The organism is Mycobacterium tuberculosis complex sp. N0072 (assembly GCF_030323725.1).
GTDB classification, from domain to species: domain Bacteria; phylum Actinomycetota; class Actinomycetes; order Mycobacteriales; family Mycobacteriaceae; genus Mycobacterium; species Mycobacterium tuberculosis.
Map to the genome: position 1 here is coordinate 177,954 of NZ_CP040689.1, position 16,606 is coordinate 194,559.

Below are 16,606 nucleotides of genomic sequence, written 5' to 3' on the forward strand. Positions count from 1 at the left end.
GCTGAATGACCCGAGCATCGGGCGATCAGATGCTGAAGCTTTGCAGTTGCTGAGTAATGTCGGCCAACGTCACCACAATCGCGATGAATTCAATCATGCCGCCCAGGGCGGCCAACCCAATGGTGGCCGCGAGCGGCAGCTCGATCGCAGCGCGGAGGTTGCCGGCCGCCAGTTGATTCACGAACAGGGTGAGGTCATAGGCGGGCAGGATAGTGACGAAGGCAAGACCTAGATCTGCCGTCGGAAGAAGAATCGAGTAGCCGGTCGACACAACGGAAGCGAAAGTGTCCGCGATGTTGATGAGCGTCGCCGGTTGTGGCGGCGGTGGCGGCGGTAGCAACGTCGGCACATACGGCGGGAACGCGGGCATCGGAGTTTGGGGCAGGGTGTTCAGGGCGGCTGGCAACTCGACCATGAAGTCGTTGACGCCCTGTTGCGTTCCGGCAACCAGGGCATCGGCGACAACGCTCGCCGGGACATCCGGGAAGAGCCCGAATGGGGTAGGCACGTTCGCCGGGCTCGTCGAATAGCCGAACCTCGGGTCGCCGTAACCCAGATTGACGATTACTTCCAAGTTCGGTTCGACCAGCGCCGCCAGCGGTGGGCCAATGACCGGGATTGCCCGCAACGGGGCCAGCAGCGGCAGATGCTCGGTTTCAATGATGTAGTACGTGTTCGACGTCGTGCCCTGTGTCGGCAACTGCGTGGCCGACGCTATCTGTGCCGGTGTGAGGTCCGCATACGTGGTGTGCACCGTGAGTATCCCGAATACTGCGTTGATATCGGACAGGACATTGAGTGGATACCGCGGGAAGTCGGCGAAACCGTCGTACTCGAGGGTGTAGGTCGTCGTCGGATAGGGATTGTCCGGGGTCGCCCCGTAGAACGGTAGGCCGAGGGTGGTGACATTCAGACCGGGTATGCGCGCAAGTATCCCGCCATTGGGATTCATCTCGTTGCCGATCAAGATGAAATTGAGCTGGCTGGGGCTGGGAGCGTTGGGACCCAGCGAGATGAGGTGCTGCATTTCCAGGGACGCGATGACGGCGCTCTGCGAATAGCCGAACACGGTGACGTGGTTTCCGGCGTTGATTTGCTCCCAAATCGCGCCGTCGAGAATCTGTAGGCCCAACTGCACCGAGGTTTGGAAGGGCAGGGATTTGACGCCGGTGATCGGATATAGCTCTTCGGGCGTCACCAGCGCTTTGACGACCGGATTCGAGACGACGGGGTCGATGAACAAGGTCGTGATGGCGTTGACATAACTCGGCGTGGGTATCGGTGACCCGGTGCCGCCCATGATGATCGCCGTATTTTGGTTGAACATTGGCGGTAGCACCGGGGGTGAGGTTGGCTTAAAGAGTCCGGCCGTCGCCTCCTGCACCAGCGCGCTCGTGTTGGTGGCCTCGGCATTGACAAATGCGTTTGCGGCCGCCGCCAACCTCTGGGTGAATTCGTTGTGAAACGCCGCAACCTGTGCGCTGATCGCCTGGAACTGCTGGCCGTACGCGCCGAACAGCGTGGCAAGGGCCGTGGACACTTCGTCCGCGGCAGCCGCCGCCAGGCCGGTTGTCGGGGCCGCGACGGCCGCCGTAGCCTGGTTGATCGCCGAGCCGATCCCGGCCAAATCGGTAGCCGCCGCTGCCAATACCGACGGCTGCGCGAATACGTACGACAAACCCCATCCCTCCTTGTCGACGGGGCCCATAACCCACCCGTCGAGCCGATACGTTGAGCGTAAAGCGACTCCGCGGTTGTGTCTGGCCTTTGGAGTGAACCCAAATGGGGCCATGCTGCCTCGTCATTGGCGAGGTCGGTAAACGGTAGTCGGTGGACGTCGATGCCGTCGGGAATCCGTTAGGTGACGAGGCCCTCGATGTTTCGAACGGTGTCCGAGGCCGCCGCGAGGAGGGTGAGCAATTCCACGCCGCCCGCTATCGATCGTGCCTAAACCTACGGTGGCCGCCAGGGGATAGCCGATCGCGTTGATCAGATTGCCCGCAGCGAGTTGCCTGACGAACAGTTGGGTGGTGTACAGCGGCAGGGTGGTGACCAGGGCGAGGGCGATGTCCACGGTGGGCAGCAGGACGGCGTAGTTGGTTGAGATGATCCTGGCGAGCGTGTTCACCACCTCGGCCGGCGTCGGTGCGGCGGCCACCGCGGCCACCAGATCGGCGGGTTGCGGCAGCTGGATCTGCGGGAGCGTGAGCGGTTGCGCGGACAGCGCCTGCAGGTCGGCCGTGAAGTCAAGGATGCCTTCTTGTGTTCCGGCGGCCAGGGCATCGGCGATGACCTGAGGCGGCACGTTCGGCCACAGCCCGAACGGCGTTCGCACATCGGCGTAGCTCGTCGAGTAGCCGTAGTTCGGGTCGCCGTAGCCCAGGTTGACGATCACCTTCAGGTTCGGCTGGATCAGGTCGGCCAGCGGATCTCCGATGACCGGCACCGCCCGCAGCGGTTGCAGCAGCGGCCGATTCTCGGTGCGGATGATGTAGTAGTCGGTGACCCCCGTATAGCCCGGCGACGTCGGTAATTTAGTAGCGCCCTCGACCTGCGCGGGCGTGAGGTCCAAATACTTGGTGTGTACGAATGTGATGCCTGCAACCGCGTTGAGGTCGGAAATGAAGTTGAGCGGGTATCGCGAGAAGTCGGCGAACCCGTCGTACTCGAGCGTGTAGATGGCCGTCGGATAGATCGTGTCCGAGGGCGTTGCGCCATAGAACGTCAGGTCCAGAGTCGGAAGCGTCAGATCCGGGAACCGCGCGAGCATACCGCCATTGGGGTTCATTTCATTGCCGACAAGCACGAAATTGAGGTCGCTCGCCGAAGGTGCGGCCCCGCCCATCGCCGTGAACCTCTGCATCTCCAGCGACGCGATTATGGCGCTTTGCGACCAGCCGAAAACGGTGACCGCGTTTCCGGTGGTCGCGAGCTCTACCATGATCGCGTCGTGCAAGATGGTCAAGCCCTCTTCCACTGACGTGTTGAGGACCAAACTTCTGACACCGGTGAGTGGGTACAACTCTTCGGGTGTGAAGACGGCTTGTAGCGCCCGCCGAACGGACCTACAGCGTATTGGCGGCGTCAACATAGACGGCGGTGGTAGTGGAATTCCGGTGGGCCCAAAGAACAAGGTGGTCAAGTTCGCCGGGAATGGCGGAATCATCGCGGCCGCCGCGGGGGTTGGTGCGGCGGCGGGCACAGCCAGCTGATTTTGCCGGGTGCTGGCGATGGCGGCCTCGGCATCTGCGTAGCTGTTCGCCGCGGCGGCCAACGTCTGGTGGAACCTAACTGTGAAACGCCTCGACTTGAGCGAGCACGGCCTGGTATTCCTGGCCGTATGCGCCGAACGGTTTCGCGATGGCGGCCGACACCTCATCGCCGGCCGCCGCGGCCAGTGCACACGTCGGGCCTGCCGCGGCCGCGCCGGCCGTACTCACGGCCGAACCGATTCCTGCCACCTCGGCGGCGGCCGCCGCTACGATCCGCGGCTCAGCGATCAGATACGACATCGTCTCACTCCCCTAGCACCAGGTGTCGGCCAACCGGGTCAACCCGGGGTTTTGGTCAGCCCAGAGCGGTCCCGCTGCCCTGGTGGTCGCTTACGCGAATCGGATTCGCGCGAAAGCGTTTCCCCTCATCCGAGCAGCACCCCGCGCATCCGGTTGACTGTGGCCTGGCTGATACCGGCGTCGCGCAGGTAGCCGCCCAGCGATCCGTAGGTCTCGTCAATGGTCTGGCGTGCGGCGGCCAGGTACTCCGCGCGGACACCCAGGACCCCGTCGGACAGCCGGGCCTTGGTGAACGTCACCACCTCGGGTGCCAGTTCGGTGTCGAAACGCTGCTGGATCATCTCGGAGATCCGGGCCCGCAGTTGTGGCACGGAGTCGTTGCTGCGCAGGTAGTCGGCGACGATGACGTCGCGGTCCAGGCCGACCGCTTCAAGCACCAGCGCGACCACGAAGCCGGTGCGATCCTTACCCGCGAAGCAGTGGGTGAGCACCGGGCGTCCGGCGGCAAGCAGTGTGACGACACGATGTAGCGCGCGCTGTGCTCCATTGCGCGTTGGGAATTGGCGATACTCGTCGGTCATGTAGCGGGTGGCCGCGTCATTTATCGACTGGCTGGATTCGCCGGACTCGCCGTTGGACCCGTCATTGGTTAGCAGCCTCTTGAATGCGGTTTCGTGCGGCGCTGAGTCGTCGGCGTCATCATCGGCGAGGTCGGGGAACGGCAGCAGGTGGACGTCGATGCCGTCCGGAACCCGTCCTGGACCGCGGCGGGCAACCTCCCGGGACGACCGCAGGTCGGCAACGTCGGTGATCCCCAGCCGGCGCAGCGTTGCCCGGCCGGCGTCGTCGAGGCGGCTCAGCTCGCTGGACCGGAACAGCCGCCCCGGCCGCAATGCGGTTGCGGTGTCGGCGACGTCACGAAAGTTCCACGCGCCCGGCAGTTCACGGACAGCCATCTCAGGTGACCGCCGCAGCGAAGGTGGACTTCTCCCTCGACAGCTCGGCGCGGGCGATGGAGCGCAGGTGCACCTCGTCGGGACCGTCGAAGATGCGCATGGCGCGGTGCCAGCCGTACAACCGGGCCAGCGGGGTGTCGTCGCTGACGCCGGCGGCCCCGTGGACCTGGATTGCGCGGTCGATGACATCGCAGGCCACCCGCGGGGCCACCGCCTTGATCATGGCGACCAGGTGGCGCGCCTCTTTGTTGCCATGTTGGTCGATTGTCCACGCCGCCTTTTCGCACAGCAGCCTTGCCTGGTCGATTTCGTTGCGGGACTGAGCAATCGCCTGTTGCACGACGCCCTGTTCGGCTAGCGGACGGCCGAACGCCACCCGGTTGCGGACGCGATTCACCATGAGTGCCAAGGCGCGTTCGGCCGCGCCCAGCGCACGCATGCAGTGGTGGATACGGCCCGGCCCCAGCCGGGCCTGGGCTATGGCGAATCCGCTGCCCTCTTCGCCGAGCAGGTTGGTGGCCGGGACCCGGACGTTGTGGTAGTCGATCTCGCAGTGGCCGTGCCGGTCCTGCCAGCCGAACACCGGTGTGGAGCGAACGATCGTCACGCCGGGGGTGTCGATCGGGACGAGGACCATCGACTGCTGTTGGTGGGCGGCTGCGTCCGGGTTGGTGCGGCCCATCACGATGAGGATCTTGCACCGCGGGTCCGCCGCTCCCGACGTCCACCACTTACGGCCGTTGATGACGTAGTCGGCACCGTCCCGGGAGATGGTGGTTTCGATGTTGCGGGCGTCGCTGCTGGCCACCGCCGGCTCGGTCATCGAGAAGGCGCTGCGGATCTTGCCGTCGAGCAGCGGCCGCAGCCATTGCGCCCGTTGCTGCTCGGTGCCGAACATGTGCAGGATCTCCATGTTGCCGGTGTCCGGTGCGGCGCAGTTGAGTGCCTCGGGCGCGATTTCCATGCTCCATCCGGTCATTTCGGCCAGCGGCGCGTACTCCAGGTTGGTCAATCCCGACTCGGCCGACAGGAATAGGTTCCACAGGCCGCGGTCTTTGGCCTTGGTTTTCAGTTCCTCGATGATCGGCGGCGCGGTGTGGTCGGCCGGTCCGGCCGCGCGGCGATAGTCGTCGTAATCGGCCTCAGCGCCGAAGACGTGCTCGGTCATGAAGTCGGACAACCGCGTGCGGTAGTCGATGGCCTTGGCCGACATCGCGAAGTCCATTCCGCCACGATATCTACCGGCGCTAGCAGACGCATAAGTCCCTCGACACGCCGACGAGAAGGGGGTTTTGCGTCTGCTCGCCGTCGTTTCGTGCCACCGTTCAACTGACCCGCAAGTGGCAGCGCGAGCTCGACTATTCGCTACGCAAGAGTTTGTGGAGCTTCCACGACAACCGCATTGCGATGCGGTTCCAGTACGAATCCCGTGACCGCAACGGCCAGTGGTATCGCAGCTACGGCACCGAACTGTGGCGAAGCCAGCATCAACGACGTGCCGATCGCCGAATCCGAGCGTCGCTACCTCGGTGCGCGCTCGGCATCCGAGTATGGCCAGGAAATACCGCTCTGGTAGCCCGGTAGGGTGTCTGAGCAAATCTATCGGCGTTCAGTAAGGAAAGTGGATGTACGCGCCATGACAGATCCGCAGACGCAGAGCACCAGGGTCGGGGTGGTTGCCGAGTCGGGGCCCGACGAACGACGGGTCGCGCTGGTTCCCAAGGCGGTCGCGTCGCTGGTGAACCGTGGTGTGGCGGTCGTGGTCGAGGCCGGTGCGGGCGAGCGCGCGCTGCTTCCCGATGAGCTCTACACCGCTGTCGGTGCCAGCATCGGGGATGCTTGGGCCGCCGACGTCGTTGTCAAGGTCGCGCCGCCGACGGCGGCGGAGGTCGGCCGGTTGCGCGGTGGGCAGACACTGATCGGCTTTCTAGCGCCCCGTAATGCTGACAACTCGATCGGCGCGCTGACCCAGGCCGGGGTGCAGGCGTTCGCGCTCGAGGCCATCCCGCGCATCTCGCGGGCGCAGGTGATGGACGCGCTGTCGTCGCAAGCCAACGTGTCTGGGTATAAGGCTGTGCTGCTCGCGGCCTCGGAATCGACCCGGTTCTTTCCGATGCTGACGACGGCGGCCGGAACGGTGAAGCCGGCCACGGTGCTGGTGCTCGGCGTCGGCGTGGCCGGCCTGCAGGCGCTGGCGACGGCCAAACGGCTAGGCGCGCGCACCACGGGCTACGATGTGCGTCCCGAGGTGGCCGACCAGGTCCGATCGGTGGGCGCTCAATGGCTTGATTTGGGCATCTCAGCGTCCGGTGAGGGCGGTTACGCCCGCGAACTGACCGACGACGAGCGCGCCCAGCAGCAAAAGGCATTGGAAGAAGCGATCAGTGGCTTCGACGTGGTGATCACCACCGCGCTGGTGCCGGGCCGCCCGGCGCCAACGTTGGTGACCGCCGCTGCAGTGGAAGCGATGAAGCCTGGCAGCGTGGTGGTGGATCTCGCCGGCGAGACGGGCGGCAACTGCGAATTGACCGAGCCCGGCCGGACAGTCGTCAAGCACGACGTCACCATTGCCGCACCGCTGAACCTGCCGGCCACGATGCCCGAGCACGCCAGCGAGCTCTACAGCAAGAACATCACCGCGCTACTCGACTTGTTGATCAAAGACGGCAGGCTGGCCCCGGACTTCGACGACGAGGTGATTGCCCAGTCGTGTGTCACCCGCGGGAAGGACTCCTAGATGTACAACGAATTGTTGGAGAACCTGGCGATCCTGGTGCTGTCCGGATTCGTCGGGTTCGCGGTGATCTCGAAAGTGCCCAACACGTTGCACACCCCGCTGATGTCAGGAACCAACGCCATCCACGGCATTGTCGTTCTCGGCGCGCTGGTGGTTTTCGGCGAAATTGAGCACCCATCGCTCGTGTTGCAGGTCATCCTGTTCGTCGCGGTGGTGTTCGGCACGCTGAACGTCATCGGCGGATTCATCGTCACCGACCGAATGCTCGGCATGTTCAAGGCCAAGAAGCCCGCCGTGCCAGCCAAGCCCGACCGCGACGAGGCGCTCCGATGAACCTGCACTACCTGGTCGAGATTCTCTACATCATCTCCTTTTCACTCTTCATCTACGGGTTGATGGGGCTCACCGGCCCCAAGACCGCGGTGCGCGGGAACCTGATCGCCGCGGCCGGCATGACCATCGCCGTGGCGGCCACGTTGGTCATGATCCGACACACCAGCCAATGGCCGCTGATCATCGCCGGTCTGGTGGTGGGTGTTGTGCTCGGTGTGCCGCCGGCGCGACTGACCAAGATGACCGCCATGCCGCAGCTGGTGGCATTCTTCAACGGCGTGGGCGGAGGAACGGTCGCACTCATCGCGCTGTCGGAGTTCATCGATACCACCGGCTTTTCCGCATTCCAGCACGGCGAGTCGCCGACCGTGCACATCGTGGTGGCCTCATTGTTCGCCGCGATCATCGGGTCGATCTCGTTCTGGGGGTCTATCGTCGCGTTCGGCAAGTTGCAGGAGATCATCTCCGGGCGGCCGATCGGACTCGGCAAGGCGCAGCAGCCGATCAACCTGTTGCTGCTGGCCGTGGCCGTGGCCGCCGCCGTGGTGATCGGACTGCACGCGCATCCCGGGAGCGGTGGGGTCGCATTGTGGTGGATGATCGGCCTGTTGGTCGCCGCCGGCGTGCTGGGTCTGATGGTGGTGTTGCCGATCGGTGGCGCCGACATGCCGGTGGTCATCTCGATGCTCAACGCCATGACCGGCGTGTCGGCCGCGGCGGCGGGTCTGGCGTTGAACAACACCGCGATGATCGTGGCCGGCATGATCGTCGGCGCGTCCGGCTCGATCCTGACCAACCTGATGGCTAAGGCGATGAACCGCTCCATTCCGGCGATCGTCGCGGGCGGTTTCGGCGGCGGCGGTGTGGCGCCCAGTGGCGGCGGCGACGACAAACACGTCAAGGCCACTTCGGCCGCCGATGCCGCGATCCAGATGGCATACGCCAATCAGGTGATCGTGGTGCCCGGCTACGGGTTGGCCGTCGCGCAGGCGCAGCATGCGGTGAAGGACCTGGCAACCTTGCTGGAGGACAGGGGTGTGCCGGTCAAGTACGCGATTCACCCGGTCGCCGGCCGGATGCCCGGGCATATGAACGTGCTGCTGGCCGAGGCCGAAGTCGACTACGACGCGATGAAGGACATGGACGACATCAACGACGAGTTCGCCCGCACCGACGTCACCATCGTGATCGGCGCCAACGACGTCACCAACCCGGCGGCCCGCAACGAGACGTCCAGCCCGATCTACGGCATGCCGATCCTCAACGTGGACAAGTCGAGGTCGGTGATCGTGCTCAAACGGTCGATGAATTCCGGGTTCGCCGGCATCGACAACCCGCTGTTCTACGCCGACGGCACCACTATGTTGTTCGGTGATGCGAAGAAATCGGTGACCGAAGTCTCCGAGGAACTCAAGGCGTTGTAGCGCGCGAGCGCTGGCTCAGACGGGCGGATACGCCGGCGGCGGGTATCCGTCGCCGGTTTCGACCCCGCGTAGACCCCAGGTGAGGTACCGGAAGAAGAACTCGATTTCGTCGCTCACGTCGTAGTCAGGACTCGGATCCATCACTTCACCCTCTCGACTCGCGACTTGGTTCGCAACGGAGTTTAGTCACATCCGCGCCGGTGCGACAGGTTGTCGCCGCCTTGCCTAAACTGAACAACCAGTTGATTGATACAGCTTCGGCCGGGGCCCATGGGCTCCACCGGCAGCGACGATAGCGAGTAGCGATGCCATCCGACACCAGCCCCAACGGGCTAAGCCGCCGTGAGGAGTTGCTGGCTGTTGCCACCAAACTATTCGCGGCGCGCGGTTATCACGGCACCCGGATGGACGACGTCGCCGATGTGATCGGGCTCAACAAAGCAACGGTCTATCACTACTACGCCAGCAAGTCGCTGATCCTGTTCGACATTTACCGTCAGGCGGCCGAGGGCACCCTGGCCGCCGTGCACGACGATCCGTCCTGGACGGCCCGTGAAGCGCTGTACCAGTACACGGTCCGGCTGCTCACTGCGATCGCGAGCAACCCCGAGCGGGCCGCCGTGTACTTCCAGGAGCAGCCCTACATCACCGAGTGGTTCACCAGCGAGCAGGTCGCCGAGGTCCGCGAGAAGGAGCAGCAAGTCTACGAGCACGTACACGGCCTGATCGACCGCGGGATTGCCAGCGGCGAGTTCTATGAGTGCGACTCGCATGTGGTGGCGCTGGGGTACATCGGGATGACGCTGGGCAGCTACCGCTGGCTGCGGCCGAGCGGGCGCCGAACGGCCAAGGAGATCGCGGCGGAGTTCAGCACGGCACTGCTGCGCGGGCTGATCCGCGACGAATCGATCCGCAACCAGTCTCCGCTTGGAACTCGGAAGGAAACGTGAACCTCACGCGATCGGTGGAATCAATCTCGCTACGGACCCGAGGGCGCCACTGAGCACCGACAACTCCGTCACACTGGATTGACCGAAGTTGAACATCAGGCCCGGATTCGCCGACGGAAGATACGGATACGTATTGGGTAGCGCGGACTGCGGTAACAATCCGATGCTTACTAGGGCGGCTTGGGGGCCTTGCACGGTCCCGGTCGCCAGGGCCGAGGCCACGGCGATCGGGTTGATTGGCGCGAACAGGCTGGCCGGGGTGGGTACGTCGGCGTAGCCGTAGCCATAGCCCAAGTCGACTAGCACCCGTAGGTCGGGCTGAATCAGCTCGGCTATTGGGGTCCCTACGAAGGGGATGGCGCGAATCGGCTGCAACAGCGGCAGGTCCTGGGTCAGAAACATGTAGTAATGGGTGTTGCCGGTGTAGCCCGGAGACGTGGGCAACGGCACGGCATTGGCAACCTCGGCCGCGGTGAAGGGGTACGCGTTGTGCACCCATCTGATGCCCATGAAGGCGTTGAGGTCCGACAAGATATTGAGCGGGTACTGCGGGTTGTGGGCGTAGCCGTCGTATTGGCCGGTGTACATGTAGGTCTGGTAGGGGGAATCCGGTGGAGTCGCACCGTTGAACGACATATCCAAGAACGGGAGGTAAAGGCCCACGTAACGCTCGAGGACGCCGCCGTTGGGGTTATTGATATTACCGATCAACGTGAAAGCCAGCCGGCTTGGATCTGGGGCTTGGCCCGGTGGTAACGCCATAAGAGCGCGTATTTCATTGGTCGCTACCGCGGCGCTTTGCGAGTAGCCGAAAACGACGACGTCATGCCCATTTTGTAGTTCCGCGTTGATGCCGTTGTTCAGCAGCGTGACACCCTGGGCGATGGATTGGTCCAGTGACAGGTTCCCGATAAACGGCCACCACTGCTCGGGCGTGTACTGGGCGACCGGGTTGTTGGGCCCGAAAATGGGCCGAATGTATGCGCTGTCAATGATCGCCAAGACGCGGTCACTAAGGATCGGTTCCCCGGTGCCGCCCATCATCAACGCGGTTAGCGGGTTGCCTGACAGCATCCCGACAGAACCGAGGGCGCCGCTGGACCCGGCGGTGCCCGACATAGCAGCGGTGTTGCTGGCTTCAGCCTGGGCATAGGCGGCCCCGGCGGCAGCCAGCGCCCGGGTGAACTCGCCATGGAACGCCGCAGCCTGCTTTAGGACCTCTTGACATTCGCGCGCGTATTCGCTGAACAGCGCTGCAGCGGCCGACGACACCTCATCGGCGGCCGCGGCCAGCAGTCCGGTCGTTGGACCCGCAGCGGACGCGCTGGCCGCTCGTATCGCCGAACCGATCCCGTCCACGTCCGCGGCCGCCGTTGCCAACATCTCCGGGGCCGCGATGACGTAGGACATCTGGTCTCCTGTTCGACGCTGGGGCCCTTAGAGCCTAGAGCGCGCCCGCCGGGAAGCCCGGCGTTTTCGGCCAATCGTTATCGCGGCCGCGTCAGGTGAAGACCGGTGGCGGGATCAGGTGCAGGATGTTGCCGAGACCGCCACTCATCAGGGATAGCAGTGTCACCTGTGGCTGGCCGAAGTAGAAATTCAGGCCCGGGTTTATCGACGGGACCCACGGATAGCTGTCCGGGAACCACTCCGGCCCAATCAATCCGGCTTCCACCCCAATCTCCACGATGGCGCCATAGGGCGCCTGCAGGCTCCCTTTGATCAGGTAATACGTGACAGCGAACGGGTTGGGGATCGAGAACAGCCCGGCCGGAGTGGGGATATCCGCGTAATTGCCGCCCGGCCCGTAGTCGGCGTAGCCCAAGTCGACGAGCACCCGCAGCTGCGGCTGGAACAGGTCGGCGATCGGGGGACCGGCGTAGGGGATGTCACGGATCGGCTGGAGCAGTGGCAGATCCTGAGTCAGGAACATGTAGTACTGGGTGTTGCCGGTATAGCCCGGGGAGGTCGGCAACGGCACCGCGTTATCCACCTGGGTGGCCATGAGTTCCGGGTACGTGTTGTGCACGTAGAAGTAGCCCATGAAGGCGTTGATGTCCGACAGGATGCGCAGCGGGAATTGCGGCGCGTGGGCGATGCCGTCGTACTGGGCCGTGTAAATGTGTGTCGGGTAGGGACTATTCGCCGGGGTTGCGCCATTGAACGGCACGTCCAGGAACGGGATGTAGAAGCCGGGGAAGCGCGCCAGCAGCCCGCCGACGGGATTGTTGCCACTACCAATCATGACGAAGGAGATATCGTCCGGATTCGGCGAACCCATCGCCATCAGCGAATTGATGTAGTTGTTGATGATCGTGGCGCTCTGCGAGTAGCCGAACGCAACGACCTTGTTGTCGAGGGCCAGTTGGTTGTTGACGGCGGTATTCAGCAGCGCCACGCCTTCGGTGACGGACTGGTTGAACGTCAGATTGCCGAGGTCGGGGGTAACCGGCCAGAACTGCTCGGGCGTGAACAGGCCTTGCGAGACAGCACCCGGGAAGAGGGTCTGGATGAAAGCGTTGTTGATGTCTGTCACGTACTCGGGGTCGGGTAGCGGGTTATTGGTGCCGCCCATAATCAACGCCGTTATCGGACTCTCCGCAGCCAGCTGCGCGATCGCCGGCAGCCCGCCGGCCCCGCTGGATCCGTTGGGGCTCAACGGCGCACGGCCCAACAGCGTCCGGATCGGTGCGTTGATAGTGTCCAGCGCGTGCGATACCCGGGCCGCATTGGCCGCTTCGGCGTGTGCGTAGGCGTTGCCGGCGGCCTCCAACGTCCGGGTGAACTCGCTGTGGAACGCCGCGGCCTGCTTGACGACCGCCTGATACTCCCGCCCGTATGCGCTGAACAGGGCCGCCGTTGCCGCCGAAACCTCATCGCCGGCCGCGGCCAGCAGGTTACATGTCGGGCCTGCCGCAGCCGCGTTGGCGGCCCGCAGCGTGGAAGCGATCTCATCCACATGGGCAGCTGCCGTCGCCAGCATGTCAGGGGCTGTGACCAGGTGCGACATCTCCCCGTCCTTCCCAACGGACCGGCGCCCGCACCGGTCACTTGGGACTGACCCGCTACCGCGGGTATTAGGTACTTAACGAGAGTAAGGCGGTCCTGCCGCTACGTCCGGCGTTTGGACAAACCTCGATGACTGCCTGACCTATGGCGGCTGCTATAACCGCGAGCATGCTAACCAGCTTGGTGAGTGCGGTCGGATCGCATCACGTCACCACCGACCCTGACGTGCTGGCCGGCCGCAGCGTCGACCACACCGGCCGCTATCGGGGCCGGGCCAGCGCGCTGGTGCGGCCCGGCTCGGCTGAAGAGGTCGCCGAAGTGCTGCGGGTGTGCCGGGACGCTGGAGCCTATGTCACCGTTCAAGGCGGCCGCACCTCACTGGTGGCGGGCACCGTTCCCGAACACGACGACGTGCTGCTGTCTACCGAACGGCTTTGCGTCGTCAGCGATGTCGATACCGTTGAGCGCCGAATCGAGATCGGTGCCGGGGTCACACTGGCCGCGGTGCAGCACGCCGCGTCAACGGCTGGGCTGGTGTTCGGCGTGGATTTGTCGGCCCGGGATACCGCGACCGTCGGTGGCATGGCCTCGACGAACGCCGGCGGATTGCGCACGGTCCGTTACGGCAACATGGGCGAGCAGGTTGTCGGGCTAGACGTCGCGCTGCCCGACGGTACGGTGCTGCGCCGGCACAGCCGGGTGCGTCGCGACAACACCGGCTACGACCTGCCCGCGCTGTTCGTCGGGGCCGAAGGCACCCTGGGGGTTATCACCGCGCTGGATCTGCGGCTGCACCCCACCCCGTCGCATCGGGTGACAGCCGTGTGCGGGTTCGCCGAGCTGGCAGCGCTGGTCGATGCCGGCCGAATGTTCCGCGACGTGGAGGGCATCGCGGCGTTGGAATTGATTGACGGTCGGGCCGCCGCGCTAACCCGTGAACATCTTGGCGTTCGCCCCCCCGTCGAGGCTGACTGGTTGCTATTGGTGGAACTGGCCGCCGACCACGATCAGACCGACCGGCTCGCCGACCTGCTCGGCGGTGCACGGATGTGCGGGGAGCCCGCGGTCGGTGTGGATGCCGCTGCGCAGCAACGGTTGTGGCGCACCCGTGAATCGCTGGCCGAGGTGCTCGGTGTGTACGGCCCGCCGCTGAAGTTCGACGTCTCGCTGCCATTGTCGGCGATCAGCGGCTTCGCCCGAGATGCGGTCGCGTTGGTTCACCGACACGTCCCGGATTCTCCGGAGGCGTTGCCGCTGTTGTTCGGTCACATCGGTGAGGGCAACCTGCACCTGAACGTGCTGCGTTGCCCGCCTGATCGGGAACCGGCGTTGTACGCAAAGATGATGGGCCTCATCGCCGAATGCGGCGGTAACGTCAGTTCAGAACATGGGGTGGGCAGCCGCAAGCGTGCCTACCTGGGAATGTCCCGGCAGGCCAACGACGTCGCCGCGATGCGGAGGGTCAAGGCGGCGTTGGACCCGACCGGGTACCTTAACGCCGCGGTCTTGTTCGACTGACCGGTGCTGCGCAAGCATTCAGCGCCTTTAGAGATCACCGGTGAAACTGATGAGCTGACGCACCGCGATGCCATCGGCGAGGTGGTCCATCGCCTCGTTGATATCGTCCAACCGAATCGTTGACGTCACCAGCGACTCCACCGGCAGACGGCCCGATTGCCACAACGACACGAAGCGGGGAATGTCGTGGCTGGGCACCGCCGAACCCAGATAGCTGCCGATCAGTGACCGGCCTTCGGTGACAAAATCCAACGGCGACAAGCTGATCCGGACATCCGGTGGCGGCAACCCGACGGTGATGGTGCGCCCTCCGGGCGCGGTAAGCCCGATCGCGGTGTGCAGCGCGGCAGGATGACCGACGGCTTCGACAACCACGGCGGCTTTGACCCCGCCGGCCGTGGCCTGCTGCGGTGTGTAGATCTCATGGGCGCCCAAGGCCTTTGCGGCCGACAGCTTTTCGGGTAGCTGATCGACGGCGACCACACGAACGTCTGTATACGTCAAAGCGGTGAGCACCGCTGCCATACCGACGCCCCCGAGGCCGACGACGGCGACCGACTGGCCGGGCTGCGGATCACCGACGTTGAGTACCGCACCCCCACCGGTGAGCACCGCGCACCCGAGTAGGGCAGCGACGGTGGGCGGCACCTCGTGCGGCACCGGAACCACGCTGGCCCGGTTGACGACGACATGGGTCGCGAAACCCGAGACGCCGAGGTGGTGGTACACCGGGCGGCCGCCCCGGCTGAGCCGGATACCGCCACCGAGCAGTGTGCCGGCCTTGTTGGCCGCGCTGCCCGGTTCGCACGGCGTCCGACCGTCGGTCGCGCACGCCGCGCACTGGCCGCAACGCGGAAGGAACACCAGCACGACTCGCTGACCGACCGCGACCCCGTCGACGCCGTCGCCGACCTGCTCGACGATTCCAGCGGCTTCATGACCGAGCAAGATCGGCACCGGCCGTACCCGGGTGCCGTCGACCACCGACAGGTCGGAGTGGCACACGCCCGCAGCCTCGATTCGGACAAGGACCTCACCGCGGTCGGGCGGGTCCAGGTGCAGCTCGACGACGCTGATTGGTTTCGACCGCCAATAGGGCCGCGGCACACCGATCTGGTCTAGCACCGCGCCCCGGATGGCAGGCATGTTGGAATACAACCATGGCTGCACTGCCGGCACCGGAGAAGCTCCTGCGCAGCGACTTTCCGGTGCTGTGGCCGGTGGGAACTCGATGGGCCGACAACGACATGTTCGGCCACCTCAACAACGCCGTCTACTACCAGCTGTTTGACACCGCGATAAACGCCTGGATCAACACGAGCACCGGGGTTGACCCGCTCGCGATGCCTGTGCTGGGCATTGTCGCGGAGTCGGGCTGCCGTTATTTCTCGGAACTGCGTTTCCCGGAGAGCCTAATGGTGGGCCTGGCTGTGACGCGGTTGGGGCGCAGCAGCGTCACCTACCGGCTGGGTGTGTTTAAGGAGCCTGACGATGCGGGGGTGATCACCGCACTCGGGCACTGGGTGCACGTCTATGTCGATCGGACTAGCCGCAGGCCGGTTCCGATTCCCGAGGCCATTCGGTCGCTGTTGTCGACGGCTTGCGTAAGCGGATAAGCCGCGCCCAGATTGCGTTCAGGGCTGTGATTTTCGCCGCTCCAACCACAGCCATGACGGCAATCTCGTGCTCACCGCGACCCAGGTATGCTTCCCGAATGCCAGTTTTGAGCAAGACCGTCGAGGTCACCGCCGACGCCGCATCGATCATGGCCATCGTTGCCGATATCGAGCGCTACCCAGAGTGGAATGAAGGGGTCAAGGGCGCATGGGTGCTCGCTCGCTACGATGACGGGCGTCCCAGCCAGGTGCGGCTCGACACCGCTGTTCAAGGCATCGAGGGCACCTATATCCACGCCGTGTACTACCCAGGCGAAAACCAGATTCAAACCGTCATGCAGCAGGGTGAACTGTTTGCCAAGCAGGAGCAGCTGTTCAGTGTGGTGGCAACCGGCGCCGCGAGCTTGCTCACGGTGGACATGGACGTCCAGGTCACCATGCCGGTGCCCGAGCCGATGGTGAAGATGCTGCTCAACAACGTCCTGGAGCATCTCGCCGAAAATCTCAAGCAGCGCGCCGAGCAGCTGGCGGCCAGCTAAGGCATGTGCGGG

At 64.6% G+C, this 16,606-nt stretch carries 14 protein-coding genes and 2 pseudogenes; 8 read left to right on the plus strand and 8 right to left on the minus strand.

All coding sequences use genetic code 11. The features are described 5' to 3' along the window. Positions 1–25 precede the first annotated feature (25 nt). The 4 genes and pseudogenes from FF952_RS00815 to FF952_RS00830 form a co-directional block, all read right to left on the minus strand. Complete coding sequence (locus FF952_RS00815) at positions 26–1,708, minus strand: PE family protein (protein ID WP_003911119.1); 1,683 nt, start codon at positions 1,706–1,708, stop codon at positions 26–28. A gap of 149 nt (positions 1,709–1,857) precedes the next feature. After that, a pseudogene (locus FF952_RS00820) lies at positions 1,858–3,512 on the minus strand (PE family protein). 125 nt (positions 3,513–3,637) lie between these two features. After that, positions 3,638–4,468, minus strand: a complete 831-nt coding sequence (gene ptbB / locus FF952_RS00825; protein WP_003401010.1) for a tyrosine-protein phosphatase PtbB — start codon at positions 4,466–4,468, stop codon at positions 3,638–3,640. A gap of 1 nt (position 4,469) precedes the next feature. Beyond that, positions 4,470–5,681: an acyl-CoA dehydrogenase gene (locus FF952_RS00830; protein WP_003401015.1), complete on the minus strand. Its 1,212-nt coding sequence runs from the start codon at positions 5,679–5,681 to the stop codon at positions 4,470–4,472. A 116-nt stretch (positions 5,682–5,797) separates the two neighbouring features. Between FF952_RS00830 and FF952_RS00835 the strand changes: the two are divergent. The 4 genes and pseudogenes from FF952_RS00835 to FF952_RS00850 form a co-directional block, all read left to right on the plus strand. Continuing rightward, positions 5,798–6,044: pseudogene (locus tag FF952_RS00835) on the plus strand (DUF1348 family protein); the annotation flags it as partial. A gap of 60 nt (positions 6,045–6,104) precedes the next feature. Beyond that, on the plus strand, positions 6,105–7,205 hold the full coding sequence (locus tag FF952_RS00840) for a Re/Si-specific NAD(P)(+) transhydrogenase subunit alpha (protein ID WP_003401026.1): 1,101 nt from the start codon (positions 6,105–6,107) through the stop codon (positions 7,203–7,205). After that, the gene (locus FF952_RS00845) at positions 7,206–7,538 is read left to right on the plus strand and encodes an NAD(P) transhydrogenase subunit alpha part 2 (protein ID WP_003401030.1); all 333 of its coding nucleotides are present in this window, start codon (positions 7,206–7,208) and stop codon (positions 7,536–7,538) included. Continuing rightward, positions 7,535–8,962: an NAD(P)(+) transhydrogenase (Re/Si-specific) subunit beta gene (locus FF952_RS00850; protein WP_003905246.1), complete on the plus strand. Its 1,428-nt coding sequence runs from the start codon at positions 7,535–7,537 to the stop codon at positions 8,960–8,962. The genes FF952_RS00845 and FF952_RS00850 overlap by 4 nt, the downstream gene beginning before the upstream one ends. Positions 8,963–8,977: 15 nt before the next feature. Here the strand turns inward: FF952_RS00850 and FF952_RS00855 are convergent, their stop codons facing one another. Further along, the gene (locus FF952_RS00855) at positions 8,978–9,106 is read right to left on the minus strand and encodes a hypothetical protein (protein ID WP_003910049.1); all 129 of its coding nucleotides are present in this window, start codon (positions 9,104–9,106) and stop codon (positions 8,978–8,980) included. A gap of 161 nt (positions 9,107–9,267) precedes the next feature. On the opposite strand from FF952_RS00855, the gene FF952_RS00860 reads away from it, so the two are divergent. After that, positions 9,268–9,912 carry a TetR/AcrR family transcriptional regulator gene (locus FF952_RS00860; RefSeq protein WP_003401044.1) on the plus strand — a complete coding sequence of 215 codons (645 nt, stop codon included), beginning with the start codon at positions 9,268–9,270 and terminating at the stop codon, positions 9,910–9,912. Positions 9,913–9,915: 3 nt separating this feature from the next. Here the strand turns inward: FF952_RS00860 and FF952_RS00865 are convergent, their stop codons facing one another. Beyond that, the gene (locus FF952_RS00865; RefSeq protein ID WP_003401047.1) at positions 9,916–11,322 is read right to left on the minus strand and encodes a PE family protein; all 1,407 of its coding nucleotides are present in this window, start codon (positions 11,320–11,322) and stop codon (positions 9,916–9,918) included. Between the two features lie 91 nt (positions 11,323–11,413). After that, positions 11,414–12,922: a PE family protein gene (locus FF952_RS00870; protein WP_003902873.1), complete on the minus strand. Its 1,509-nt coding sequence runs from the start codon at positions 12,920–12,922 to the stop codon at positions 11,414–11,416. A gap of 167 nt (positions 12,923–13,089) precedes the next feature. Between FF952_RS00870 and FF952_RS00875 the strand changes: the two genes are divergently transcribed. After that, on the plus strand, positions 13,090–14,439 hold the full coding sequence (locus tag FF952_RS00875) for an FAD-binding oxidoreductase (RefSeq protein WP_003401056.1): 1,350 nt from the start codon (positions 13,090–13,092) through the stop codon (positions 14,437–14,439). Positions 14,440–14,466: 27 nt separating this feature from the next. On the opposite strand, the gene FF952_RS00880 is transcribed toward FF952_RS00875, so the two are convergent. Continuing rightward, positions 14,467–15,585, minus strand: a complete 1,119-nt coding sequence (locus FF952_RS00880; protein ID WP_003901814.1) for an alcohol dehydrogenase catalytic domain-containing protein — start codon at positions 15,583–15,585, stop codon at positions 14,467–14,469. Between the two features lie 14 nt (positions 15,586–15,599). Between FF952_RS00880 and FF952_RS00885 the strand changes: the two genes are divergently transcribed. Both FF952_RS00885 and FF952_RS00890 read left to right on the plus strand, forming a co-directional pair. Next, positions 15,600–16,055, plus strand: a complete 456-nt coding sequence (locus FF952_RS00885) for an acyl-CoA thioesterase (protein ID WP_003401060.1) — start codon at positions 15,600–15,602, stop codon at positions 16,053–16,055. Between the two features lie 98 nt (positions 16,056–16,153). Further along, positions 16,154–16,594, plus strand: a complete 441-nt coding sequence (locus tag FF952_RS00890) for an SRPBCC family protein (protein WP_003917895.1) — start codon at positions 16,154–16,156, stop codon at positions 16,592–16,594. Positions 16,595–16,606: the final 12 nt, after the last annotated feature.